This is a genomic window from Bradyrhizobium sp. KB893862 SZCCT0404 (assembly GCF_018130885.1).
GTDB lineage: Bacteria > Pseudomonadota > Alphaproteobacteria > Rhizobiales > Xanthobacteraceae > Bradyrhizobium > Bradyrhizobium stylosanthis.
On the sequence record NZ_JAFCLT010000004.1, the window covers coordinates 331,044 to 352,732 of the forward strand.

23 protein-coding genes are annotated in these 21,689 nt (G+C 65.1%); 15 read left to right on the forward strand and 8 right to left on the reverse strand.

Translation table 11 applies throughout. From position 1 onward, the window contains the following. Window positions 1-24: 24 nt before the first annotated feature. The 4 genes from JQ617_RS19485 to guaA form a co-directional block, all read right to left on the reverse strand. Complete coding sequence (locus JQ617_RS19485; protein ID WP_249157256.1) at window positions 25-2,241, reverse strand: COG1361 family protein; 2,217 nt, start codon at window positions 2,239-2,241, stop codon at window positions 25-27. Between the two features lie 178 nt (window positions 2,242-2,419). After that, the gene (locus tag JQ617_RS19490) at window positions 2,420-2,716 is read right to left on the reverse strand and encodes a hypothetical protein (protein WP_212027707.1); all 297 of its coding nucleotides are present in this window, start codon (window positions 2,714-2,716) and stop codon (window positions 2,420-2,422) included. 349 nt (window positions 2,717-3,065) lie between these two features. After that, entirely contained in the window at window positions 3,066-4,100 is a 1,035-nt protein-coding gene (locus JQ617_RS19495) for a hypothetical protein (RefSeq protein WP_212027708.1), read from the reverse strand. Window positions 4,101-4,119: 19 nt separating this feature from the next. Next, the gene (gene guaA / locus JQ617_RS19500) at window positions 4,120-5,718 is read right to left on the reverse strand and encodes a glutamine-hydrolyzing GMP synthase (protein WP_212027709.1); all 1,599 of its coding nucleotides are present in this window, start codon (window positions 5,716-5,718) and stop codon (window positions 4,120-4,122) included. A 150-nt stretch (window positions 5,719-5,868) separates the two neighbouring features. Here guaA and JQ617_RS19505 point away from each other — a divergent pair, with 150 nt between their 5' ends. The 3 genes from JQ617_RS19505 to JQ617_RS19515 all read left to right on the forward strand — a co-directional run bounded on the left by JQ617_RS19505 (window position 5,869) and on the right by JQ617_RS19515 (window position 7,392). Further along, window positions 5,869-6,240: a nuclear transport factor 2 family protein gene (locus JQ617_RS19505; RefSeq protein WP_212027710.1), complete on the forward strand. Its 372-nt coding sequence runs from the start codon at window positions 5,869-5,871 to the stop codon at window positions 6,238-6,240. Window positions 6,241-6,581: 341 nt separating this feature from the next. Continuing rightward, window positions 6,582-6,914 carry a DHCW motif cupin fold protein gene (locus JQ617_RS19510; RefSeq protein ID WP_212027711.1) on the forward strand — a complete coding sequence of 111 codons (333 nt, stop codon included), beginning with the start codon at window positions 6,582-6,584 and terminating at the stop codon, window positions 6,912-6,914. A gap of 268 nt (window positions 6,915-7,182) precedes the next feature. Next, a complete protein-coding gene (locus JQ617_RS19515) occupies window positions 7,183-7,392 on the forward strand; it encodes a cold-shock protein (RefSeq protein WP_008141931.1) in 210 nt (69 codons plus the stop codon). 381 nt (window positions 7,393-7,773) lie between these two features. Here the strand turns inward: JQ617_RS19515 and JQ617_RS19520 are convergent, their stop codons facing one another. Both JQ617_RS19520 and JQ617_RS19525 read right to left on the reverse strand, forming a co-directional pair. Beyond that, window positions 7,774-9,072 carry an RsmB/NOP family class I SAM-dependent RNA methyltransferase gene (locus JQ617_RS19520; RefSeq protein ID WP_212027712.1) on the reverse strand — a complete coding sequence of 433 codons (1,299 nt, stop codon included), beginning with the start codon at window positions 9,070-9,072 and terminating at the stop codon, window positions 7,774-7,776. 117 nt (window positions 9,073-9,189) lie between these two features. Beyond that, complete coding sequence (locus JQ617_RS19525) at window positions 9,190-9,612, reverse strand: MAPEG family protein (RefSeq protein ID WP_212027713.1); 423 nt, start codon at window positions 9,610-9,612, stop codon at window positions 9,190-9,192. A gap of 159 nt (window positions 9,613-9,771) precedes the next feature. Here JQ617_RS19525 and JQ617_RS19530 point away from each other — a divergent pair, with 159 nt between their 5' ends. From JQ617_RS19530 to JQ617_RS19580, 11 genes are all read left to right on the forward strand, one after another. Continuing rightward, window positions 9,772-10,398: an acriflavin resistance protein gene (locus JQ617_RS19530; protein WP_212027714.1), complete on the forward strand. Its 627-nt coding sequence runs from the start codon at window positions 9,772-9,774 to the stop codon at window positions 10,396-10,398. Between the two features lie 3 nt (window positions 10,399-10,401). Beyond that, window positions 10,402-11,262, forward strand: coding sequence for a tetratricopeptide repeat protein (locus JQ617_RS19535; RefSeq protein ID WP_212027715.1), 861 nt, complete (start codon window positions 10,402-10,404; stop codon window positions 11,260-11,262). Between the two features lie 105 nt (window positions 11,263-11,367). Then, entirely contained in the window at window positions 11,368-12,210 is an 843-nt protein-coding gene (locus JQ617_RS19540) for a metallophosphoesterase family protein (RefSeq protein WP_212027716.1), read from the forward strand. A 157-nt stretch (window positions 12,211-12,367) separates the two neighbouring features. Continuing rightward, on the forward strand, window positions 12,368-13,660 hold the full coding sequence (locus tag JQ617_RS19545; RefSeq protein ID WP_212027891.1) for an alanine racemase: 1,293 nt from the start codon (window positions 12,368-12,370) through the stop codon (window positions 13,658-13,660). Window positions 13,661-13,671: 11 nt separating this feature from the next. Beyond that, complete coding sequence (locus JQ617_RS19550) at window positions 13,672-14,331, forward strand: amino acid ABC transporter permease (RefSeq protein ID WP_212027717.1); 660 nt, start codon at window positions 13,672-13,674, stop codon at window positions 14,329-14,331. Window positions 14,332-14,341: 10 nt separating this feature from the next. Beyond that, window positions 14,342-14,992, forward strand: coding sequence for an amino acid ABC transporter permease (locus tag JQ617_RS19555; RefSeq protein WP_063684347.1), 651 nt, complete (start codon window positions 14,342-14,344; stop codon window positions 14,990-14,992). After that, window positions 14,979-15,707, forward strand: a complete 729-nt coding sequence (locus JQ617_RS19560) for an amino acid ABC transporter ATP-binding protein (protein WP_212027718.1) — start codon at window positions 14,979-14,981, stop codon at window positions 15,705-15,707. Before JQ617_RS19555 ends, JQ617_RS19560 begins: the two co-directional genes overlap by 14 nt. A gap of 25 nt (window positions 15,708-15,732) precedes the next feature. Continuing rightward, window positions 15,733-16,530 (forward strand): transporter substrate-binding domain-containing protein, encoded by a 798-nt coding sequence (locus JQ617_RS19565; protein ID WP_212027719.1) that lies wholly within the window; start codon window positions 15,733-15,735, stop codon window positions 16,528-16,530. 52 nt (window positions 16,531-16,582) lie between these two features. Continuing rightward, on the forward strand, window positions 16,583-16,927 hold the full coding sequence (locus tag JQ617_RS19570; protein WP_212027720.1) for a RidA family protein: 345 nt from the start codon (window positions 16,583-16,585) through the stop codon (window positions 16,925-16,927). 62 nt (window positions 16,928-16,989) lie between these two features. Then, window positions 16,990-18,018, forward strand: coding sequence for a succinylglutamate desuccinylase/aspartoacylase family protein (locus JQ617_RS19575; protein ID WP_212027721.1), 1,029 nt, complete (start codon window positions 16,990-16,992; stop codon window positions 18,016-18,018). 214 nt (window positions 18,019-18,232) lie between these two features. Next, complete coding sequence (locus JQ617_RS19580) at window positions 18,233-19,297, forward strand: LacI family DNA-binding transcriptional regulator (protein WP_212027722.1); 1,065 nt, start codon at window positions 18,233-18,235, stop codon at window positions 19,295-19,297. Window positions 19,298-19,308: 11 nt separating this feature from the next. On the opposite strand, the gene JQ617_RS19585 is transcribed toward JQ617_RS19580, so the two are convergent. Together JQ617_RS19585 and curA are read right to left on the reverse strand one after the other, a co-directional pair. Next, complete coding sequence (locus JQ617_RS19585; RefSeq protein WP_212027723.1) at window positions 19,309-19,617, reverse strand: hypothetical protein; 309 nt, start codon at window positions 19,615-19,617, stop codon at window positions 19,309-19,311. 170 nt (window positions 19,618-19,787) lie between these two features. Beyond that, window positions 19,788-20,810 carry an NADPH-dependent curcumin/dihydrocurcumin reductase gene (gene curA, locus JQ617_RS19590; protein WP_212027724.1) on the reverse strand — a complete coding sequence of 341 codons (1,023 nt, stop codon included), beginning with the start codon at window positions 20,808-20,810 and terminating at the stop codon, window positions 19,788-19,790. Between the two features lie 408 nt (window positions 20,811-21,218). Between curA and JQ617_RS19595 the strand changes: the two genes are divergently transcribed. Then, window positions 21,219-21,686, forward strand: coding sequence for a hypothetical protein (locus JQ617_RS19595; RefSeq protein ID WP_212027725.1), 468 nt, complete (start codon window positions 21,219-21,221; stop codon window positions 21,684-21,686). Window positions 21,687-21,689 lie beyond the last annotated feature (3 nt).

Here is a 21,689-nt window from a genome sequence, read left to right on the forward strand (position 1 = left end):
GCTGCTGCGCGAGCGTTCGTGGCGTCAGCCCTTCCGCCCCGTGCGCTTCTTCGCCTTCGCCGCGCGTTTGCGGCCCGGTGCTGCGGCGCGCGACGGTGCACCGGCTGCGCGACTGGAGCCGGCGGTCAGCTCGGGCCGCAAGCGGGCGAGCTTGGCGCGGTCGGGCAGCAGATCGGCAAAGCCGTCGATCGCGCGCGGCGCGGCGGGGCCGTCGCCGGGAGCGGCCCGCGTGGCCGTCTCGGTCTGGCTGAGGGCCTGCAGGCGCCGGCAGGCTTCGCCGAGGTGATAGGCATCGCCGCCGAGCGCCACCCATTTGCCGACCTCGGGATGCAGCACGAGATTGGCCGAATGGTTGTCGGTCGAGCTGGTCGGATAATCGACGAACACGTCGATACCCGACTGCACGCCGACCATCACGCCCTGCGCCGACCACGACACCGCGACGTCAACGCGGTAGCGGCCCGGCTTCTCGAAGGCGAAGCCCGCCGTGCTCCAGAACACCTTTGCCGACGCCGTGACGCTCTCGCCGGGCGCGAGCTCGGTCACCTTGGCGTGCTCGCACAGGATCACGAAGGGCCGCACCGGCCGCTCGCGCCCCTCGCCGTCGGTGACGGTGATCGACGCGAACAGCGCCTCGACGCTGACGTCGTTCGGCGCGCGCAGCGACACGCCGCTGGTGTTCGTCATGGTCCAGGTCAAATCCAGCGGCTGGCCGAGCGCGACGCGGTCGGTCGTGGCCGTCACCGTCAGCGACAGCTCCGACGGCTCGAAATCGTGCCGGTCGGCGGCCTGCGGCGCGCCGGTCGGGAACCAGCTTGCGAACGGCCATCCGCCCGGACGGATGACGGGATCGGGCATGTGGTTGAGGTGATGACGCACATTGGTGTTGTGCGCGAGCTTGATCTGGTCCGGGAACACGCCGGGCGCGCCGGTGGCGGGACCGCCGAGCACGTCCGCGACGCTCGGCGTCGTGGTCATGATCGAGTTGTCGGCCGCCGTCTCCTGCTCCTGGTGGATCTGGTTCAGCGTGTGCGTCAGCTCGTGGGTCGCGCTGCGCAGGAACGCACGCGGCACGTCGCGCTGCTTCTTGTTGGCGGCAAGGCCGAAGTTCGAGGAGTCCGAGACCGGATAGCCGTCATCGGAGAAGCTGGCGCAGCCCTCGCGGGGCACGCCGATCTGGTCGTACATGATGCCGCGCGAGCAGCCGAGCTTTGCCGGCACCACGATCATGTGCACGCGCCATTCGGTGTCGAGATTGGTCGCGGGATTGCGCACGGTGGTCATCAGCGCGTGCAGATCCGCCGAGCTCCAGCAATTGGTCGGCACCACGCCCGCGGGCACGGGCACGTTGAGCTGGTCCTGTACCACCGTGAGCTGCCAGCCGGTCTTAGCGAACACCGTGTCGAAGAACTCCGTTCCGCCGGCCCCATCGGGCACCGGCGCGGGCCGCACCGCTCCGACCAGCGTGTCGATCTCCAGCGTGCAGCGGCGGAAGAACTTCGAGACCCAGGCGAGCGTGATGCTGCCCTTGTCTACGCCGCCCTCGAACAGCCGTCCCTGGTAGAACGGCCCGCCGGTCAGCGAGAACGGGAACGGCGCCGGCACCTTCGACAGCTTCATCGTCACGGTGCGCGACGGCGTTGCCGGGAACGAGCCCTTGAACTGGCCGGCCGGCGGCTGCGTGTAGTTGAACTGCTCGGCGACGATGGTCAGCTCGCATTTCTTCGGAAACGGCACCGCGAACGGCGCGGACACGCTGGTGACCCTGAGATAGGAATGATAGCGCGCGCGGGGAAAGATCGGGATCCGCGGCCGGCGGATCGGAAGCGGAATGAGTGGCTCATCGAGCGCGCTGAGCGAGGCGGCAAGGCTCGTCAGCCCCGAGTCCGCTTCTTCGTCCTCATCCTCGTCCTTGTGAACCACGGGCGGGATCGGCGGGATCGGCCCGATCACCGGCCGCTTCGAATAGAGATCGCCGCTGACGATCAGATGGTCGGCGCCGCCATCGGGCGCCGAGCGATCGACGCGCAGCGTGCCTTCGAACGTCACGAAGCCGGCCGTCGGCCTGAAATTGATCTGGTAGCACCCCTCGCGGAAATCGAGCTTGCACAGCCTAAACGGCGGAATCGGCTGCAGGTCGGTCGCGGCCGGCTGGTCGCCGGACTCCTCCTCGCCAAAACTGATCTGGCGCGATAGGGGGACCTGCGGCTTCAACGCCGGCTCGACCGATGCATCGGTCATCTTCGCAAGGCTTCCGCTCGATCCATGCTCTGAACAATTGCACATGTCGTAATCTCCTCGTTGCAATGGCGAGGCGATCGAAATGAGCCGCGGGCTCGTTGGCGATTGAAGCGAAGTTTTCTTGTTGGCCAGGGCGCAATCAAAATCGGGCGTGAAAAAAATCCGGCGCGCAAAAACCTCACGCGCGCCGATACGTCACAAGACAGCCCTCTGAATCCGTGAACTCAAACCGGTCGGCCTCAAGTGAAATGCGATAGGTCACAAGTTCGTCGTTCGCCGTCCCGACGACGAGTGTGTTCTCGTCCTCGAGACGGTAGATGCCCGCATCCCACCACACCATGCCCTGCCCTTTGCCGCGCACGCCGCGGTAAGTACCGGTCGAGAACGTGAGGTTTGCAGGATACTTGTCCGCACACGCGGCCGCCGTGGTTTTGGTCCACGTCCCAACCATGCTCTGTCCGTGTTTGTCAGCCATAGTGTCTCCATAGCTTTCAGCGGCCGGCGCAACGGCCGGTCGATGGCTATTTCAACATGTCGTTCTGACGTGTGCAGCACGTTTGAAGCTGATGTGGTGGGAAATTACCACGCACAATCACAGCAGGTGTTTTGTCGCATGATGGAGGGGAGCGTGCGTGTGAAGGGGTTCACAGGCTGGGTGCGACAAATTGGGCAGCGGGGATGAAGGACTTCGGGATCGGTGGCGATGGTCGAGGGTGGCCGCGACCGACACGACGGACTCCGGACAAGACAATCCGAATGTCGTAGCAGCGGGGATGCTGCAATTCCCTCCGCCGCTAGGCTTGACACTTCCAGAATTAGCCCACTCAATACAACTTTAAATCGCAACGCTCAGATTGGAGAATCTTCGTGGCTCGCCGCGAACGTTTTCTCACTGTACGGGCTCGTTTCAGAAGCGCCCTCGCACTGTAAGACTCCAAGCAAGCGGTCTTTATTGATTCGAGCAACTTCGGAACGGCATGCAAATTGGCAACGAAGAACTGGGTGCCAATATGCCTGCAAGTCGATCGACCCGCGTGCGACAACTCACTTACAAACTTCTCTGGATCAGAATAGAATCCAAACTTCTTACCTGCGCTGGATAATTCCTTCTTTACGACCCGAGCACGTGCCATTCGCTCATCTAAATCGTCCCGAAAAATCGTCCGCACATGATCTTCAAAATCGGGACCGTAGTCCGAGTAAAGAATGGCAACATCGATAGGCGTTGAAATATCATCCAGCGCCGCTGCCGACTTTACGAGCTGGATGTTCACACTTCGATTGAGCAGGCGTAGCGGTGCATTCGTTACAAGTATGCTTGTAAAAAAGATTCCGTTTCTTTCTTCCAGATGCCCGTTATAGAGATCAAAGTCGACCATGCGCCGCAGCAGCGCGGGGGCGGCAAATCTTAGCTGCTGAATGCCGTGTCGAACTTCCTCTTCGATGGCACCGCCATCAAAAATCTCAACACCCTTGTAGACATACGGCAGTTCCTGTTCCATCGCCACAAACCCATTTAGTGGTAGATGAAAAGGCGCGAAGGCATCAAAGCTCGCTACGGTCCCCCCCAAGGTGACAGGCGAGAATTCTTCGTTGGGATCCTCGAGCAATAAAAGCGTCTTCTCAGGTGATCGGTATTTGCACTCCACAAGAGTATGAAGCTCAAAGCCCACGTCATTCTCTGATGGACCATAAAATTGGGCAGCGATATCGACAGATAGCTCCTTTAACCCAGCAATATCGCGACGCATGAAGGGAAAATCGGCTTCGACAGCCATCCCGGCCTGGGACATCGCTGAGGCAACTTCGTATTCCAGCGGCACACCGGACTTCAGGAGATGGTCTTTCCAAGATTTCATCGTGCCGCGGGCCCGCCCCCTACTCCCACTCAATCGTCCCAGGCGGCTTGCTGGTCACATCATACACCACCCGGTTCACGCCCTTCACCTCGTTGATGATGCGCGTGGCCGTCTCGCCCAAAAACTTCATGTCGAACTGGTAGAAGTCCGCGGTCATGCCGTCCGTTGACGTGACGGCGCGCAGGCCCACGACGTAGTCGTAGGTCCGGCCGTCGCCCATGACGCCGACGGTCTTCACCGGGAGCAGCACGGCAAAGGCCTGCCAGATGTCGTCGTAGAGGCCGTGCTTGCGGATCTGGTCGATGTAGACGGCATCGGCCTTGCGCAGGATGTCGAGCTTGTCCCTGGTGATGTCGCCGGGGCAGCGGATGGCGAGGCCGGGGCCCGGGAACGGGTGGCGGCCGACGAAGATTTCGGGAAGGCCCAGCTCGTAGCCGAGCTTGCGGACCTCGTCCTTGAACAGCTCGCGCAAGGGCTCGACGAGCTTCATGTTCATGCGCTCGGGCAGACCGCCGACATTGTGGTGCGACTTGATCGTCACCGAAGGGCCGCCGGTGAAGGAGACGCTCTCGATCACGTCGGGATAGAGCGTGCCCTGCGCCAGGAAGTCGGCGCCGCCGAGCTTCTTGGCTTCCTGCTCGAACACCTCGATGAAGAGGCGGCCGATGGTCTTGCGCTTCACTTCCGGGTCGGTGACGCCTTCGAGCTCGCCGAGGAATTGCTTGGACGCATCCACGTGGACGAGCGGGATGTTGTAGTGGTGACGGAACAGGTCGACGACGGTCTTGGCCTCGTCGAGGCGCAGCATGCCGTGGTCGACGAAGACGCAGGTGAGCTGGTCGCCGATGGCTTCGTGGATCAGCACGGCCGCGACGGCGGAATCGACGCCGCCGGACAGGCCGCAGATCACCCTGCCCTTGCCGACCTGCTGGCGGATCTTCTGGATCTCCTCCTCGCGGAAGGCGCGCATGGTCCAGTCGCCGGTGAGGCCGGCGATCTTGCGCACGAAGTTGCGGATCAGCTTGGCACCGTCGGGCGTGTGCACCACTTCGGGGTGGAACATCAGGCCGTAGTACTTGCGCTTCTCGTCCTGGATGATCGCGAAGGGCGCGTTCGGCGAGGTGCCGGCGACGGAGAAGCCCGGCGGCATCTTGGTGATGCGGTCGCCATGGCTCATCCAGACCTGGTTCTTGCTGCCTGACGACCAGACGTCCTCGAACAGCTTGCTGTCGGCTTTGACCTCGACATCGGCGCGGCCGAATTCGCGGTGATGGCCGCCCTCGACGGTGCCGCCAAGCTGCTCCGCCATGGTCATCTGGCCGTAGCAGATGCCCATCACGGGCACGCCGGACGCGAAGATCAATTGCGGGGCGCGGGGCGAGCCGGCTTCGTGCACCGACTCGGGGCCGCCGGAGAGGATCACCGCTTTCGGCTTCATCTCCTTGAAGGCCTCTTCGGCCTTGTTGAACGGGACGATCTCGCAATAGACGCCGTCCTCGCGCACGCGACGCGCGATCAGCTGCGTCACCTGGCTGCCGAAGTCGACGATGAGAATCTTGTCATGCGCCGAGGCCACCGAGGGCGTCGACGCGGAGCGGTCGTTCTGTGCTGCTGTCATGGCAAGCAGATACGCGATGAGCCCCCTGCCCGCAACCGCGCTCGCTCGCGCGCCCACATGCTTCTTTGGGCATGGACAAATGGATATAGGTAAGTATTATTGACCTAATTTGCCCCACCAGCAAACAGGGGCCGATCAGGGAGGAATGCCATGTCTTTGCATCATCAGCCATCGACGCTCGCCGCGCTCGGCCGGACCTGGGTCAAGGCCTGGAATACGCGCGACCTCGAGCGCGTGCTGACGCTCTACGACGAGGCCGCCGTGATGACCTCGGACCGGATTCCGGCGCTGGGGTTCGATGCCAGCGGCACGGTGCGCGGCAAGGACGCGCTGCGGGCCTATTGGGGCAAGGCGCTGGGGCTGCTGCCGGGGCTGCACTTCACGCTGATCGATGTGTTCGTCAGCCCCGACAGCGTGGTGGTGTTTTACGAGAATGAGCGGGGGAAGAGGATCTGCGAATATCTGCGGGTGAACGAGGCGGGGCTGATCGTGCAGGGATCGGCTAATCATCTGCCGCATTGATGCTAGCACGCGTTGCTCTCGCAGCCGCGCGCCTGTCGTGTGAGGCCAGCGCGCGCCCCACCCACCGCGTCATTCCCCGCGAAGGCGGGGAATCCAGTACGCCGCGGCCTATCGGCTCAATCACGCCCGCTGGTGGAATACTGGATCGCCCGCCTTCGCGGGCGATGACACCGTGTGAGAGGCGCGAGCGCGCCCCACATCGTCATTGCGAGGAGCCCTTGCGACGAAGCAATCCAGACTGCGGCCGCGGATGCATTTCTGGATTGCTTCGCTTCGCTCGCAATGACGGAGGCGACAGCGTGCGCTAACACTGCCCGCCGGCTCTGACACAGGATTCCCCGATGAAACTCCCCACCTCCCCCTTCACCGTCACCGACTGGAGCAAGGTCGAGGCCACCACGCATGCCGGCGAGACCGGCAAGGCCACGTGGCGCACGCTCAATATCGGCGATCTCCGGGTGCGGATGGTCGAGTATTCGCCGGGCTATCTCGCCGATCACTGGTGCGATCGCGGCCACGTGCTCTACGTGCTCGCGGGCGAGCTCGATTCCGAGCTGCGCGACGGGCGCAAGTTCAAGCTGACGGCGGGGATGAGCTACCAGGTCTCGGACTTCGGCGACGCCGCGCACCGGTCCTCGACGGCCACCGGTGCCACGCTTTTCATCGTCGATTGAGGTGCGCCAGGACGGTTAATTTGCACCGCAAAATAGCAAAGTTTCGCGGCATCCCGAGCCACGGGTGGTGCCTTGAAGTGGCCCCAAATTCTCGCTATATTGTGATCATCGATACTTGGCCGAACGACTGGGCCGCTTCGCTTCGTTTCAGACGGGCGCGCACGTTTCCAGATGAATTCTCCAAACATCGACTCATCAGGGCTATGGGCGCAATGCTGCGCACCGGCCCACGTGCGTAACCTCATCTAACTAACTAAAGGAAATTCCCATGGCTATGGGCACCGTGAAGTGGTTCAACACCCAAAAGGGTTATGGTTTCATCCAGCCGGACGACGGCCAGAAGGACGTGTTCGTGCACATCAGCGCCGTCGAGCGCGCTGGCCTCTCCTCGCTCAACGAGGGTCAGAAGGTCTCGTTCGACATCGTCGCCGACCGCCGCAGCGGCAAGTCGTCGGCTGACAATCTCCGCGTCGGCTAACGCCTGCGCAACGTTCTGACCGCGGACGTACCGGCAGAACGCTAGAACAAGAAAGCCCCGCGACCGGGACCGGTCTGCGGGGCTTTTGCTTTTCGGCGCGAATGACAACGTCGATCAAAGGTGATGGCGCCTGGATCGCGGTGCCCGTAGGGCGGGCAAAGGCGCTCTTGCGCCGTGCCCACCACCTTTCGCCGTCATTGCGAATGGTGGGCACGCTTCGCTTTGCCCACCCTACGGGAGCCGCGCGTTGCGAAGCGGCGGTGCCGTAGGGCGGATTGGCGCAGCGTAATCCGCCAACGCATGCAACGCCGGCGAGAGACGTGGTGGATTACGCCGTCGGATGCGCGTTGCGCAGCCGCCGGCTAATCCACCCTACGGCACCTAGGATTTCTTCAGCACCGATACGAAGAACCCGTCCGTCCCGGTGCGCCGCGGCGTCATCAGCCAGCCCTCGCCCGACTGCAGCGCGGCGTCGGCAAACGCCTCGGCCTTGTCCCAGAGCACGCTCGCGGTCTGCTCGGGCGGCACCACCGAAAACTCCGGATGGCGAGCGACGAACGCCCTCACCTGATCGCCGTTCTCTTCCGCCAGCACCGAGCAGGTGATGTAGGCGATGCGGCCGCCTTGCTTGACCAGCGGAACCGCACGCTCCAGCACCTCGGTCTGGTCGCGGAGGCGGATCTCCAGCGCGCCCGGGCGCATGCGCCATTTGGCGTCGGGGTTGCGGCGCCAGGTTCCCGTGCCCGTGCAGGGCGCGTCGATCACGACGAGGTCGGCGCTGCCGCTGATGTCCTGGAGCGGATCCGCCTCGCCCTTGGGCGTGCGGATATCGGCATTGTGCACGCCGGCGCGCGACAGGCGCTCGTGGATCGGGGCGAGCTGGCGCTTGTCGCGGTCGGTCGCGATCAGCCGGCCCTTGCCCTGCATCAGGGCTGCGAGCGCCAGCGTCTTGCCGCCGGCGCCGGCGCAGAGGTCGATCACCTGCTCGCCGGGTTTTGCCGCGGTGAACTGGGCCGCAAGCTGCGATCCCTCATCCTGCACTTCAACGCCGCCCTTGATGAAATCCTCTTCGGCCTGGATGCCGGGATTGCGCGCATCGGCGGAAAGCTCGATGCGGAGGCCCGTTGCCGACCACGGCGACGGTTTCGCATGAAGATGAGCAAGCGCCTTCAGCACCTTGTCGCGATTGGATTTTAGCGTGTTGACGCGCAGATCGAGCGGAGCCCGGCTCGCCATCGCGGCGGCTTCCGCGGCGCGGTCCTCGCCGAACACTTTTGCAAGATACGGGTCGAGCCATTCGGGATAGTCGCCGGCAACGGGCGCCGGTGCATCCTTGAGCGAGCGATGGCCGAGCGCCGCCTGCTCGGCCTCGGTGAGCGGCGACGGCGCAAAGCGGCTCCCGTCGAACATGGCGGACATCGTCGCCGCGTCCATCTCCCGCTCGAGGCGGAGCATGCCGATCAGCCTCGCGCGCGCGGTGTCGGCGTCCATCAGCCAGGCGCTCGAGGCGTAGCGGCGCAGCACGTCCCAGACGAGGCCGGCAATCGCGGCGCGGTCGCCGGAGCCGGCGAAGCGGTGCGCGGTGCCCCACTCCTTCAGCGCCTTGGCCGCGGGCACGCGGTCCTTCTCGATGGTGTCGATCAGTTCAATGGCTGCGGACAGCCGGGCAGCGGGGGTCATTTGAATCTTTCAGATTAGACCTGGTCACGCGATCTTAGGATCGCGCTCCAAGAGTTTGTTATTGCGCATGATCTTGTCGGAAAACCGGTGTCCACTTTTCCGGATCATGCGCGCAGCTCAGATCACCAACAGCATTCTCAGCGCGAAGTAGATCCACATCGCGAGCAGCACCAGCACGCCGGCGAGCCAGATCGTGGAGCGGCGGCCGAGATCGTTGGAGGAGACGAACACGCCGGCATGGGCAAAGCGCGTCACCACGAACACCCAGGACATCAGCACGATGAAGAGATCGGCATGGCGCAGCGGCAGCGCCAGCGCGATCAGGGCGTAGAACAGCACCGGCAGCTCGAACTGGTTGCGGTAGCAATTGCCGATCTGGGTGGCGCCCTGGGGCCAGTTCGGCTCGCCGAGCGCGATGTCGCGGGCCTTGGTCTCGCCCGAGACCAGCGAGCGGCGGCGCGCGAAGGCCATGCCGATCAGGAGCGCGAAGGTGAGACCGACCTGCACGAAGACAGGCAGCAGGACCATTTGGACGGACATCGGAACTTTCCCGTAAGGCGTAACGCCGCGACCGTCATTAGCCGCGACTCCTGACGCTGACAATCAGCCAGTTGAACCGGTGTTCCCGCATCTGCGACCAACCAGCGATTGTCAAAGCTATTTCCGCCCCTTTTCCGGGGCAAAAGGCGAGAGACCGCCATGAACGGCTTGATTGGCTCTTCGATCGGCTCCTGGGCCGAACCCGCTGACGGCCAGCTCGGCATCCTGATGTCGGCGCTGGCGGGCATCGCAACCGCGCTGGCGGTGGCGCTGGCGATGACGGTGTATTTCCGCCTGAGCTACCGGAGCTGGCGCGACGTCGCCAGGCATGGTCTTGCCACGCTGGCCGCGCTCGTCCTGCTCGCCTTTGCCGCATACGACATGCGCCACGCCGCGCTCGCCTATCTCGGGCTCAATCCGTCCAAGCCGGCGGTCGAGTTCGAGATCCGCATGCCCCGGGAAACGCTGACGACCGTCAACGACAGCCAGATCGAGCTGCACACCGACCGCAACCAGACGCTGGCGCTGGTGGACGGCGTGCGGGACCTCAATGACGGACGTGCGGTGCTGCGCGGCGCGGTCGCGCTCAACCACCGCACCGCGGACCGCGTGCTGGTCGTGAACCTGCCCGGCAAGGGCACCTTCGAATTCCGCCTGCGCCTCGCCGCCGAGCCGCATCGCACCGTCGAGTTCGGCCCCTGGCACCTCGCCGACCGCATCGCCTCGCCGGCGGTCGGCAGCATCGCTCCGCAGGACGCCTACACCATCCGCTATCGCGTGCTTTGACCAATGCCTCCTGGCAGATCCGGCGCAGCAACGGCGCTTGCCTTCGCGGCCCTCCTTTGCTCCACACCGTTGTCGGCCATCGCCGCGCCAGCCGATATCGCCGCCTGTGACCGACTTGCCGCCCATCCGACCGATCCGGACAGGCCTGCCGATGTGAAGGGCACGCTCGACATCGCCGACGTCCCGGCCGCGCTGAAGGCGTGCAAGGCGGCGGCAGCTGCGTCCGATGCCCCGCGCCGCGTCTGGACGGAGCTCGGCCGCGCCCATGAATTCAACCGGCAGACCACTGAAGCCGCCAACGCCTATCGCAAGGCGGCCGACGCCGGCAGCTCCACCGCGATGGCCGGCCTCGGCGTGCTGCTGATCAACGGCAACGGCATCAGGAAAAACATCGCCGAAGGACGGACGCTGATCGAGAAGGCGGCGAATGCCGGCGATGTCGAAGGCATGATCAATCTCGGCTCGCTCTACGGTGCCGGCGTCGGCGGAACGGCCGATGTCGCGATGGCGCGCAAATGGTACGCCAAAGCCGTCGAGGCGAATTCGAGCGAGGCGATGTATCAGCTCGGCTTGATGACACAGGACGGCGACGGCGGGCCGAAAGACGATGTCGCCGCCAAAGCGCTGTTCGAAAAAGCCGCCGCGCTCGATCACGCCGATGCGCTGGAGCGGCTGGGTGCCTATGCCGAAGCCGGCCGCGCCGGCGAGAAGGACGCCAAGGCCGCCATCGCCTATTACAAGCGCGCTGCCGCGCTCGGCAATGAAGATGCCGGCAAGGCGCTGGAGCGCCTGCGCTGTCCGTACGTGCTCAAAGACCTCCGCGATGGCAAACGCGCCGGGCGGATTTGTTTCGACGGCGGATAGATTCCTCGTCGCCTGCTTCAAACGTTGCCTGCTTTAAACTTTGTTTCATCGCGGATTTAGCGCGCGCGTCATCGTTCCGACGCTTGGGCGCGCGATACTTCGGCCATGTCCGAATTTCGCCTCACGCAGATTTCCGACACGCATCTCGGCCGGCGCTTTCCCGGCCTGATCGCAAACTTCCACGCGGTCTGCGAGCACATCGACACCGAGCGGCCCGATCTCGTCGTCAACACCGGCGATGTCTCTTTCGATGGGCCGAGCGGCCGCGACGATGTCGTCTTCGCGAAGGGCCTGCACGACGCCCTGCCCGTCCCCTGCCGCTATATTCCCGGCAATCACGACATCGGCGACAATCCGACCGCGATCGGACCGGCGCCGAAGCCGCCGGTCACGGAGGCGCATCGCCGGCAGTTTTGCGACATCATCGGCGAGGACCATTGGTCGTTCGAAGCCGTCGGCTGGCGCTTCATCGGCCTCAACACGCTGGTGATGAATTCAGGTCTCGCCTTCGAGGCCGAGCAGTTCGACTGGTTGTCTCTAGAAAACTCGCGCGTGAACGGCCGGCCGGTCGCGCTGTTCGTGCACAAGCCGCTGTTCCTCGATCTGCCCGACGATCCAGAGACGCCGGAGACGTCGATCCGCTACGTGCCGCAGCCGGCGCGCGCGCGGCTGATCGAGATGTTCGCGCCTATCGACCTGCGTCTTATCGCCAGCGGTCACGTGCATCAGCGGCGCGACTTCACTTTCGGCCACACCCGCCACGTCTGGGCGCCGTCCGTCGGCTTCAGGATCAACGACGCCCGCCAGGACCGCATCGCGATCAAGGAGACCGGCTTCGTCGAGTACCGCTTCCGGCCCGACAGTCTTGAGGTCCGCCACCTCAGGGCTGCAGGCCAGGCCGATATCGATATCGAGGAAGTCCTCGCCCAGATGGGCGGCGAGCACTAGCTCGATCCGCGGCCAGCTCAATCCGGCGGCAGAAATCCTTATCTAATTACCTCTCTGCATCTAACTTGTCCCCATAATGGCTAGATTTGGCTGATGACAACGTTGTCATTCAGACATATCGTGGCCTGAGCGGTCGAAGGCCGCCGAGGGAGCGATGATGCAGTTCTTGTCCCCAAGGGATAGCCGCCTTTCGACGACCACGCGGGGCATCCCCATGGTCGATGGCCTCGCCACCGAGGACGTCGGCAGCCAGCGCTGGTCACCGTCGCGCGGCGATCTCGCGCTGCCTGCCCTCACCCTCGATGAAGCCGCCTTCGGGGCCAACCGCGACCTCTTCCTGAATTGGTGCAGGAGCGCCGGCGTCGCCGTCGCGCCGCACGCCAAGACGCCGATGTCACCGGAGCTGGCGCGCTCGCTGCGCGCAGCCGGCGCCTGGGGCACGACGGTTGCGAACATCCAGCAGGCCGCGGTGCTGCTCGCGAGCGGCGAGCGCCGCCTGCTGCTGGCCAACGAGATCGGCGGGCTCGCAGCCGGCCGGCGGCTCGGCGCGCTGCTGAGCGCCTATCCCGATGTCGACTTTCACGCCTTCGCGGACTCGCCCGTGGCGGTCGCAGCGCTCGCCGAAGCCGCGCGCATCGCCGGACGCAGCGAGCTCTCCGTGCTGGTCGAGCTCGGCGCGGGCCGTGCCGGCGCGCGCGATCCCGTGGCGGTCGCGGCCACGATCGCGGCCGTGCTTGGCGCCGAGCGGCTCGTGCTCGGCGGCGTTGCGACCTATGAGGGCGCAGCCGCAACGTCCGATGCCGAGGCGACGATGCGCGCGATCGCGACGCTGCTCGAGCGCACCGTCGAGACCTTCGCGCTGGTGCGCGCCACCGCCCCGCGACGGCCGCTGATCATCAGCGCCGGCGGCTCGGCCTATTTCGACATCGTCGCGCGCGCGTTGGCGCCGGTCGCCCAGGCGGACGGCAACGCCATCGTCCTGCTGCGCTCCGGCGCGCTGTTCTTCGCCGATCATGGCATCTATGCGCGCGCTTTCGCCGACATCGACCGGCGCGGCGGCCTCCTGGTCGACGGCCTGCACCATTCCGCCGCCAAAAGCTTTCGTCCCGCGCTGACGCTCTGGGCCGAGGTGCTGTCGCGGCCCGAAGCCGGGCTTGCGATCGCGGGCTTCGGCATGCGCGATGTTTCGTTCGATCAGGGCTTGCCCCTGCCCTTGCGCGTCTTCCGCGACGGCGTCGAGCAGCAGGAGCTCGCAGCTCAGCTCGCCGTGACCCGTCTCAACGACCAGCATGCGTTCCTCTCCGTTGCGCCCGAAGCCGCGCTCGCCGTCGGCGACATCATCGCCTTCGGCATCTCGCATCCCTGCACCTGTCTCGACCGCTGGCGCGTCGTCCTCGGCCTCGACGCCGACGGCGTCGTGACGCGCGCCTTCCCAACCCAGTTCGGCTGAAAGCGGGCGCGATGAATTTCCTGCCGCTGTGGCGCTACCAGAACCAGCTCATCGACGGCGCCATCGTCACGCTGGAGCTGACGGTGATCTCGGCGCTGGCGGGCCTCGTGATCGGCATCGCTGGCGCGGTCGCGCTGAAGGGGCGCATCACGCCGCTGCGTTGGCTGGTGCGCGGATATATCGAGCTGTTCCGCAACACGCCCTCGCTGATCCAGATCTTCATCGTCTTCTTCGTGCTGCCGAGCTTCGGCTTGAAGCTGCCGGCGTTCGAAGCCGCTTGCGTCGCGCTGTCGCTTTATTTCGGGGCCTATTCGGTCGAGATCATCCGCGCCGGCCTCGATTCCATTCCGCGCAGCCAGGTCGAGGCCGGCCAGTGCCTCGGACTCTCGGGCTGGCAGGTGTTCCGCCACATCATCCTGCCGCCGGCGCTGCGCAACGCCTATCCGGCCGTGACCAGCCAGTTCGTCCTGCTGCTGCTCGGCACCTCGCTCGCCTCCCAGGTCGCCACCGATGAGCTGTTTCACGTCGCCGGCTTCATCGAGAGCCGCACCTATCGCAGCTTCGAGGTCTATGCGGTGATCTGCGCGGTCTATTTCGCGATGGCGATGTCGTTCAAGGCGCTGTTCGCCATCATCAGCCTGGCCGCCTTCCGCTGGCCGCGGCGGCGCTGAGGGACAGGCCATGCGATCCTTCTCCCTCATCGATTTCGTCTCGCTGTTCACCGCGCTGCGCTGGACCGTCGCGCTGGTCGTGCTCGCGCTGCTGTTCGGTGCGCCGCTGGCGCTCGGGCTCGCCATGGGCCGCATCAGCCGCTTTGCCGGGCTGCGCTGGACGATGGCCGCACTCATCCAGGTGATCCAGAGCGTGCCGCTGCTCGGCCTCCTGTTCTTCTTCTATTTCGGCATGCCGGTGTTCCTGGGAATCCAGGTGCCGGCGCTTGTTGCCGTGACGGTCGCGTACACGCTCTACACCGCGGCGTTCCTCGGCGAGATCTGGCGCGGCGGGCTGGAAGCGGTGAAGCAGGCGCAATGGGAGGCCGGCGCCTGTCTCGGCCTCTCCGCCTGGCAGCAGTTCCGCCACATCATCGCGCCGCAGGCGCTGCGGCTGTCGCTGCCGCCGACCGTCGGCTTCCTGGTGCAGCTCATCAAGGGCACCTCGCTCGCCTCGATCCTCGGCTTCGTCGAACTCGCCCGCGCAGGGCAAGTGGTAAGCGCGGCGACGTTCCAGCCGCTGCTCACCTATGCGCTGGTCGCTGCGATCTATTTCGCGCTGTGCCTGCCGCTCACGCTCTGGTCCCGCTCCCTGGAGGCCCGCCTCGATGGCTCTCGTTGAAATCCGCGACGTGCACAAGACATTCGGCAAGGTCGAGGTGCTCAAGGGCGTCTCGCTCGATGTCGAAGAGGGCGAGATCGTTACCATCATCGGGCGCTCCGGCTCGGGCAAGTCCACGCTGCTCCGCTGCATCAACGCGCTGGAGAGCGTCGACACCGGCGAGATCCGGGTCGAGGGCCAGAAGGTCCATGCCAAAATGCCGGACCTGAAGAAATTCCGTCAGCGCGTCGGCATCGTATTCCAGGCCTTCAATTTGTTTCCGCATCTGAAGGTCGAGCGCAACATCACGCTGGCCCCCCTCCTCACCGGCCGCATCGACAAGGCGAAAGCACGGGCGCTGGCAGAGGACGTGCTGACCGGGGTCGGCCTCGCCGACAAGATTGACGCCTGGCCGGAACAGCTCTCCGGCGGCCAGCAGCAGCGCGTCGCCATCGCGCGGTGCCTGGCCATGGCACCTCACCTCATGCTGTTCGACGAGGTGACCTCGGCGCTCGACCCCGAGCTCGTCGGCGAAGTCCTGAAGGTGATGGAGGCGATGGCGAAGCAAGGCATGACCATGATCCTGGTCACCCACGAGATGGGCTTTGCCCGCAACGTCGCCAACCGCATCGTCTTCATGCATCAGGGCCGCGTCTGGGAACAGGGACCGCCGGCCAAACTGTTCGCCAACCCCGAGACACCCGAGCTCGCAAGCTTCATCGCATCTGCCAAGTAAACCCTTCCCCTTCCAGGAGAGAGCCATGAGACAATTGAAGTCCCTCTTCACCATCGCGGCGACGGCCCTCGCCGTCCTTGCCGCACCGAACCTCGCCAAGGCCGACAAGCTCCAGGACGTGCTCGGCTCCGGCAAGATCCGCGTCGGCATTCTCACCGACGCCGCGCCCTGGGGCTTCAAGGACGACAAGGGCGAGATCGCCGGCCTCGACGCCGACCTCGCCAAGCTGATCGCCACCGACATGGGCGTGAAGCTCGAGCTGGTGCCGGTGACGGGCGCCGCGCGCATCCCGAGCCTGCTCTCCGACAAGATCGACATGCTGATCGCCGGTCTCGGCGCGACGCCCGAGCGTGCCCAGCAGGTGATGTTCTCGCAGCCCTATGCGGTGGTGAATCTCGGCGTCTATGGCGCGAAATCGCTGCCCTCCGCCACCGGCAAGAAGCCGGACAATCTCGACGGCCGCAGCGTTGCCGTCGCCAAGGGCTCGACGCTCGACGTCTGGCTCACCGACAATGCGCCGAAGGTGAAGCTGGTGCGCTTCGAGGACACCCCGGCAGCGATTGCGGCCTATCTCGCCGGACAGGCCGACACCTTTGCGGAGAACAGCGCCATCGCGCTGAAGGTCCAGGACCAGAACCCGACCAAGGAGGTCGAGCTGAAATTCCTGATCCGCCAGTCGCCGGCCCATGTCGGCGTGCGTCAGGGCGAGCAGAACCTGCTCAACTGGATCAACACCGACATCTTCTTCAACAAGCTGAACGGCAAGCTCGGCGCCTTGCAGCTGAAATGGTTCAAGGAAGAGCAGTCGCTGCCGACGCTGTGAATTCACACGGCTCCCGCATCGGCGGGAGCCGACTTTCACGAGGAGAATTGAGATGATCAAACGTTATGTCGTCGGCTCGCGCATGAGCCAGGCCGTCGCCGCAGGCGGCATGGTACACATCGCAGGCCAGGTCGCCGATGATCGCAAGGCCGGCATCGTGTCGCAGACCCAGCAGGTGCTGGCCAAGATCGATGCGCTGCTGAAGGAAGCCGGCTCCGACCGCTCCAAGCTGATCGCGGTCAACGTCTTCCTGCCGCATATCACCGACTTCGACGCCATGAACTCGGTCTACGACGCCTGGATCGATCCGGCCAATCCGCCGGCGCGGGCCTGCGTCGAAGCCCGTCTCGCCGATCCCGATCTGCGTGTCGAGATGACCGCGGTCGCCTTGCTGTAGCAGCGCCGCTCTTCCTTCAACTTTCGGCCGCCGCCGGCAACGACGCGGCCCCGAGGCAAGCCATGCATACCGGACTGTTTCACGAGATCGACTTCGAGAAGGACCAGAAATGGTCCGGCCATCTCGGCATTCCCTTCTCGATCGACCGCTCTCCCTACTATCAGCTCAAGATCCCGATCTTCCGGATCAAGAACGGCGCCGGCCCGAAGCTGCTGTTGATGGCCGGCAATCACGGCGACGAATATGAGGGCGAGATCACGCTGACGCGGCTCTATCGCCGGTTAGATGTGAAGGACATCAAGGGCGAGATCACCATTCTCCCCTTCGCCAATTTGCCCGCCGTGATGGCGGCGCGCCGCCGCTCGCCGCTCGACGAGGGCAATCTCAACCGCGCCTTCCCGGGCGATGAAGCGGGCACGCCGACGTTTCGTCTGGCGCACTTCCTGGAGCACGCGCTGTTTCCGCGCCACGACGTCGTCTTCGACATCCACTCCGGCGGCACCTCGATGGCGCATGTGCCGTGCGCGCTGATCGAGCGGCAGGGCCCGCCCGAGATGTTCGGCCACGCACTGCGCCTGATGGAAGGGCTCGGGATGCCCTTCGCCTTCGTCGCCGAGAACGGCGCGACTGCGCCGACCTCGATGGCGGCCGCCGCCCGCGCCGGCGCGATCGGGCTCTCCGGTGAATTCGGCGGCGGCGGCACCGTCACGCCGCAGACGATGGCGTTCACCGCGCGTGCCGTCGACCGGCTGCTGCTTGCCCTCGGCCTCATTCAGGCCCCGGTGCTGGGGCCGCACGCGCCGGTCGAACGCGCCACAGAGCTGCTGGCGCTGCAAAGCCACGCCCAGGCGGTGTTCGCGACACGCCGCGGCTGGTTCGAACCCGCCGTCACCGTCGGCGCGCGGGTCAAGGCGGGCGACATCGCGGGCTGGTACCACGACTTCGAGCGTCCGGAGCTTGCGGAAGAGGTGCTGCGCTTCCCCGCCGACGGCATCGTGATCTCGCAGCGCCTGCACACCGACAGCCAGAGCGGCGACTGCCTGGTCCAGGTCGGTCGCGCCTTGAAGCGCGAGGAGGTTTTGTCGAAATGAGCTTTCGCCCCGGGGGCGCTGCACCTCTCCCGCTTGCGGGAGAGGTCGGTGCGAAGCGCCGGGTGAGGGTTTTCTCCTCTTGGGGGTTCTCGATTGCGGAGATACCCCCTCCCCAACCCTCCCCCGCAAGCGGGAGAGAGAGCGCACCGTCGTCGAGGTTGCAATCAAGTCCGATCTCATCATGCTCTAGCCAACGTGTCTCTCCAGGGATTCGATGACCGATCCGGCAAAGCCAGGCTATGACGACGTCGTGCGCATTCCGGCGCCGCCCGGCCGCAGCAATGCGACCGGACGGCCGCCGCGCATCGAGGAGGTCGCCGAGCGCGCCGGCGTCGCCCCGATCACGGTGTCGCGGGTGCTGCGCCACCCCGAAAAGGTCAATCGAGAGACCCGCGAGCGCATCCTCGGCGTGATCGAGGCGACCGGCTACGCCTCCAACCCGCACGCCCGCGCGCTGCGCTCGGGCCGGTCGAACGTGGTCGTCGCCTTTGTTTCCAACATCCTCAGCCAGCAGTTCGGCCTCGCCGTGCGGAGCTTCGCCGCGACGCTGGAGCCGGAAGGTTTCGAGGTGCTGGTCGGCCAGACCTCCTACTCCTATGCCAAGGAGGTCGCGATGATCCAGTCGCTGCGCGGCATCCGTCCCGCCGCGGTGATGTTCACCGGCGTGATCGAGCTCGAGGAGAACCGCGCGGCGCTGGCCGAGCTCGGCATTCCCGTGATCGAGACCTGGGCGTTCCCACGCGATCCCATCGACATGCTGGTCGGCCTGCCCAACGCGGATGCCGGCGCGATGGCGGCGAAGAGACTCGCCGAGGCCGGACGTCGGCGCCTCGCCTTCATCGGTCGCAGCAGCGGCCGCGGCGCGCTTCGCCGCGACGGGTTTCGCGCGGCAGCCGCACAGCTCGGCCTGGAGATCGTCCACGAGATCGGCGTCGGCGAGATCACGGGCCTCGTCGACGGCCGCGCCGCCTTCATCACCCTGCTCGGTCGCGGCGGCAAGGTCGATGCCGTGTTCTGCGCCAACGACCTGCTGGCGACCGGCGCATTGATCGAGGCGCGCGCCCGCGGCATCTCCGTGCCGCGCGATCTCGCCGTGCTCGGCTTTGGTGACAACGACGTTGCCGATCAGATCACGCCCGGCCTCACCACCATCTCGTTCGACGCGGCAGCCGTGGGACGCATTGCGGGCGAATTGCTGCTGGCGCGGCTCGCCGGCGCACCTGCGGCCGAGCAACGGCTCGCGGTCGAATTGTCCCTGATCGAGCGTGGCAGCGTCTGAGCCTTTGCGGCTTACGCGACGCTCTTGAGATCCTGCTGGATCGCGGCGAGCAGGGATTCCAGCGCCGCGCTGTTCACCGGCCTCGCATCAGCGATCGGAGGCTGGATGCTCGTGGGCTGAACGCCGGCAGGCCGCACAGCCTTGACCGGGCGCTTCGGGAACGGTGGCCGCGTCGGCATGGCGCCTTGCGTGAACTCGCCTTCCTCCTCGGCATGAACGAACTTGCCGTGGATGACGTCGTCACGGCGGCCCATGACGAACATCGTCGCCCAATAGCCCGCAGCCAGGAGGATTACGCTGAAAATACCAATCTCTAACATCGCAGCACCTGAAATATGCGCGATGATTCAATGCCTTCGCCGGCCCGTCAATGAACAGGGGGTCATACCTGCGGCTTTTGCGGGCAGGTGTGACCATTTGGTGACTCTTTCTTAACTATCCCCAGCCGCCATGTGGCTGTGGTGCAACGGGAGTCCTAGTCCCTGTCGCGCTAAGCCTTGTCGGGCCCGACCCGCACAAGCTGCTTGCCGAAATTGGCGCCCTTCAGCAGGCCCATGAAGGCGCCGGGGGCGCTCTCCAGGCCCTCGGTGACGAACTCCTTGTACTTGACCTTGCCGTCGCGGACCCAGGTGGACATGTCGCGCAGGAAGTCGCCATGGCGGGAGGCGAAGTCGGAGACGATGAAGCCGCGGAAGGTCAGCCGCTTGGTCAGCGTCGCGCGCATCATCGCTGCGGCCCATTTCGGCGGCTTGGCCTCGGTGTCGTTGTAATGGGCGATCAGGCCGCAGACCGGCACGCGCGCGAACGGATTGAGCAGCGGGAACACCGCCTCGAACACCGCACCGCCGACGTTCTCGAAATAGACGTCGATGCCCTTTGGGCAGGCATCCTTCAGCTTGGCGGCGAGATCGGGATCGCGGTGATCGATGCAGGCATCGAAGCCGAGCTCTTTGACCACGTATTCGCATTTGTCCTTGCCGCCGGCGATGCCGACTGCGCGCGCGCCCTTGATCTTCGCGATCTGGCCCACGGCCGAGCCGACCGCACCGGAGGCGCCGGCGACCACAACGGTCTCGCCTTCCTGCGGCTTGCCGATGTCGAGCAGGCCCGTATACGCGGTCATGCCGGGCATGCCGAGCACGCCGATGGAGGTCGAGATCGGGCCGAGCTTGGGATCGACCTTGATCAGGCCCTTGCCGTTCGAGATCGCATTGGTCTGCCAGCCGGTCCGCGCACGGACGATATCACCCTTGGCGAAGTCCGGATTGTTGGAGGCCGCGACCTCGCTGACCGCCTCGCCTTCCATCACGCCGCCGACCGGCACCGGCGCGGCGTAGGACGGCCCATCGCTCATGCGCCCGCGCATATAAGGATCGAGCGACAGCCAGATCGTGCGCAGCAGCACCTCGCCTGCGCCGGGCGTGGGGACAGCGAATTCCTCCAGGCGAAAATCAGACGATTTGGGTTCGCCGACGGGACGCGCGGCGAGAACGATGCGTTTGCCTTGGGACATGGCTTCCTCCGAATTGTTTCGACGTGGACGGAAGCGGAGCGCGCGAGGCGCGTCAATACAAAAGCAGCGGAGCGGTTCGACGCAGAGATGCGCGCAGCTCTGGTGTTCCGGACGCGCTGCAACGTGCAACGTTGCTGCGCAGAGCCGGGACCCAGAAAGCAGCACGGCAAGATGCGGAGACATGGGCCCCGGCTCTGCAGCGCATCACCGAAGAGGTGCTGCGCTGCGTCCGGGGCACGCGAGCGAACGCGACCGGCGCCCTGTATCCTTCTCTAGAATTTTAGGCAGCGGATTAAGGCCGCGATCAGCCCACTAGTCTAGGCTGCACCAGGAAGATCGCTTCGCCTCCGCCGTGCGCGGCCTCCTCACCAGCAAGATCAGAACGCAAAAACGACCATTGGACAAGCAATGACAGTGCTGAGGCGGCAAATCGGGCAGATGGGACTTGCTGCCCCCAAGAGCAGAGCCTGGAAAATAACAGCCGCCTTAGCTGCGTTGCCGATACTGATCTTGGTGGTCACCCCCACACTGATCGAGTGGTTCGGAGACGCTTCGCCTGATTTTCGTAAACCGGCAGTCGTCGTGGCAGGCCTGGTGCTCAACTTCCTGCCAACATGGATCGCGCTGTTTCTCAACCACCGCCACGTCGTCTACATTTTCTTGTCGAATCTTCTTTGCGTCTTGATGGCCGTCGTCGGATGGGCGGCCGACATGTCCGTCATCAGTTTCGGCTTCGGCGACGAATTTTTTTGGTCGTCAGTCGTGGGATGGCATGCCGTGCTGATCTGGTCGTTCATCAACGGCAAATGCAAGGACGCGGCGGAGCTGAATCAGTCCCCTCCGCCGATCCCTTCAATGACGACAATCATCACCTGACCT

What these genes read in the sequence shown, in the direction of transcription:
- JQ617_RS19485 (WP_249157256.1), bottom strand. Translation starts at nt 2,241, where the DNA reads ATGACCGATGCATCGGTCGAGCCGGCGTTGAAGCCGCAGGTCCCCCTA.
- JQ617_RS19560 (WP_212027718.1), top strand. Translation starts at nt 14,979, where the DNA reads ATGGCTCTCGTTGAAATCCGCGACGTGCACAAGACATTCGGCAAGGTC.
- JQ617_RS19565 (WP_212027719.1), top strand. Translation starts at nt 15,733, where the DNA reads ATGAGACAATTGAAGTCCCTCTTCACCATCGCGGCGACGGCCCTCGCC.
- JQ617_RS19510 (WP_212027711.1), top strand. Translation starts at nt 6,582, where the DNA reads ATGAAACTCCCCACCTCCCCCTTCACCGTCACCGACTGGAGCAAGGTC.
- JQ617_RS19575 (WP_212027721.1), top strand. Translation starts at nt 16,990, where the DNA reads ATGCATACCGGACTGTTTCACGAGATCGACTTCGAGAAGGACCAGAAA.
- JQ617_RS19580 (WP_212027722.1), top strand. Translation starts at nt 18,233, where the DNA reads ATGACCGATCCGGCAAAGCCAGGCTATGACGACGTCGTGCGCATTCCG.
- JQ617_RS19520 (WP_212027712.1), bottom strand. Translation starts at nt 9,072, where the DNA reads ATGACCCCCGCTGCCCGGCTGTCCGCAGCCATTGAACTGATCGACACC.
- JQ617_RS19490 (WP_212027707.1), bottom strand. Translation starts at nt 2,716, where the DNA reads ATGGCTGACAAACACGGACAGAGCATGGTTGGGACGTGGACCAAAACC.
- JQ617_RS19585 (WP_212027723.1), bottom strand. Translation starts at nt 19,617, where the DNA reads ATGTTAGAGATTGGTATTTTCAGCGTAATCCTCCTGGCTGCGGGCTAT.
- JQ617_RS19530 (WP_212027714.1), top strand. Translation starts at nt 9,772, where the DNA reads ATGAACGGCTTGATTGGCTCTTCGATCGGCTCCTGGGCCGAACCCGCT.
- JQ617_RS19570 (WP_212027720.1), top strand. Translation starts at nt 16,583, where the DNA reads ATGATCAAACGTTATGTCGTCGGCTCGCGCATGAGCCAGGCCGTCGCC.
- JQ617_RS19550 (WP_212027717.1), top strand. Translation starts at nt 13,672, where the DNA reads ATGAATTTCCTGCCGCTGTGGCGCTACCAGAACCAGCTCATCGACGGC.
- JQ617_RS19545 (WP_212027891.1), top strand. Translation starts at nt 12,368, where the DNA reads ATGCAGTTCTTGTCCCCAAGGGATAGCCGCCTTTCGACGACCACGCGG.
- guaA (WP_212027709.1), bottom strand. Translation starts at nt 5,718, where the DNA reads ATGACAGCAGCACAGAACGACCGCTCCGCGTCGACGCCCTCGGTGGCC.
- JQ617_RS19555 (WP_063684347.1), top strand. Translation starts at nt 14,342, where the DNA reads ATGCGATCCTTCTCCCTCATCGATTTCGTCTCGCTGTTCACCGCGCTG.
- JQ617_RS19525 (WP_212027713.1), bottom strand. Translation starts at nt 9,612, where the DNA reads ATGTCCGTCCAAATGGTCCTGCTGCCTGTCTTCGTGCAGGTCGGTCTC.
- JQ617_RS19495 (WP_212027708.1), bottom strand. Translation starts at nt 4,100, where the DNA reads ATGAAATCTTGGAAAGACCATCTCCTGAAGTCCGGTGTGCCGCTGGAA.
- JQ617_RS19595 (WP_212027725.1), top strand. Translation starts at nt 21,219, where the DNA reads ATGACAGTGCTGAGGCGGCAAATCGGGCAGATGGGACTTGCTGCCCCC.
- JQ617_RS19515 (WP_008141931.1), top strand. Translation starts at nt 7,183, where the DNA reads ATGGCTATGGGCACCGTGAAGTGGTTCAACACCCAAAAGGGTTATGGT.
- JQ617_RS19540 (WP_212027716.1), top strand. Translation starts at nt 11,368, where the DNA reads ATGTCCGAATTTCGCCTCACGCAGATTTCCGACACGCATCTCGGCCGG.
- curA (WP_212027724.1), bottom strand. Translation starts at nt 20,810, where the DNA reads ATGTCCCAAGGCAAACGCATCGTTCTCGCCGCGCGTCCCGTCGGCGAA.
- JQ617_RS19535 (WP_212027715.1), top strand. Translation starts at nt 10,402, where the DNA reads ATGCCTCCTGGCAGATCCGGCGCAGCAACGGCGCTTGCCTTCGCGGCC.
- JQ617_RS19505 (WP_212027710.1), top strand. Translation starts at nt 5,869, where the DNA reads ATGTCTTTGCATCATCAGCCATCGACGCTCGCCGCGCTCGGCCGGACC.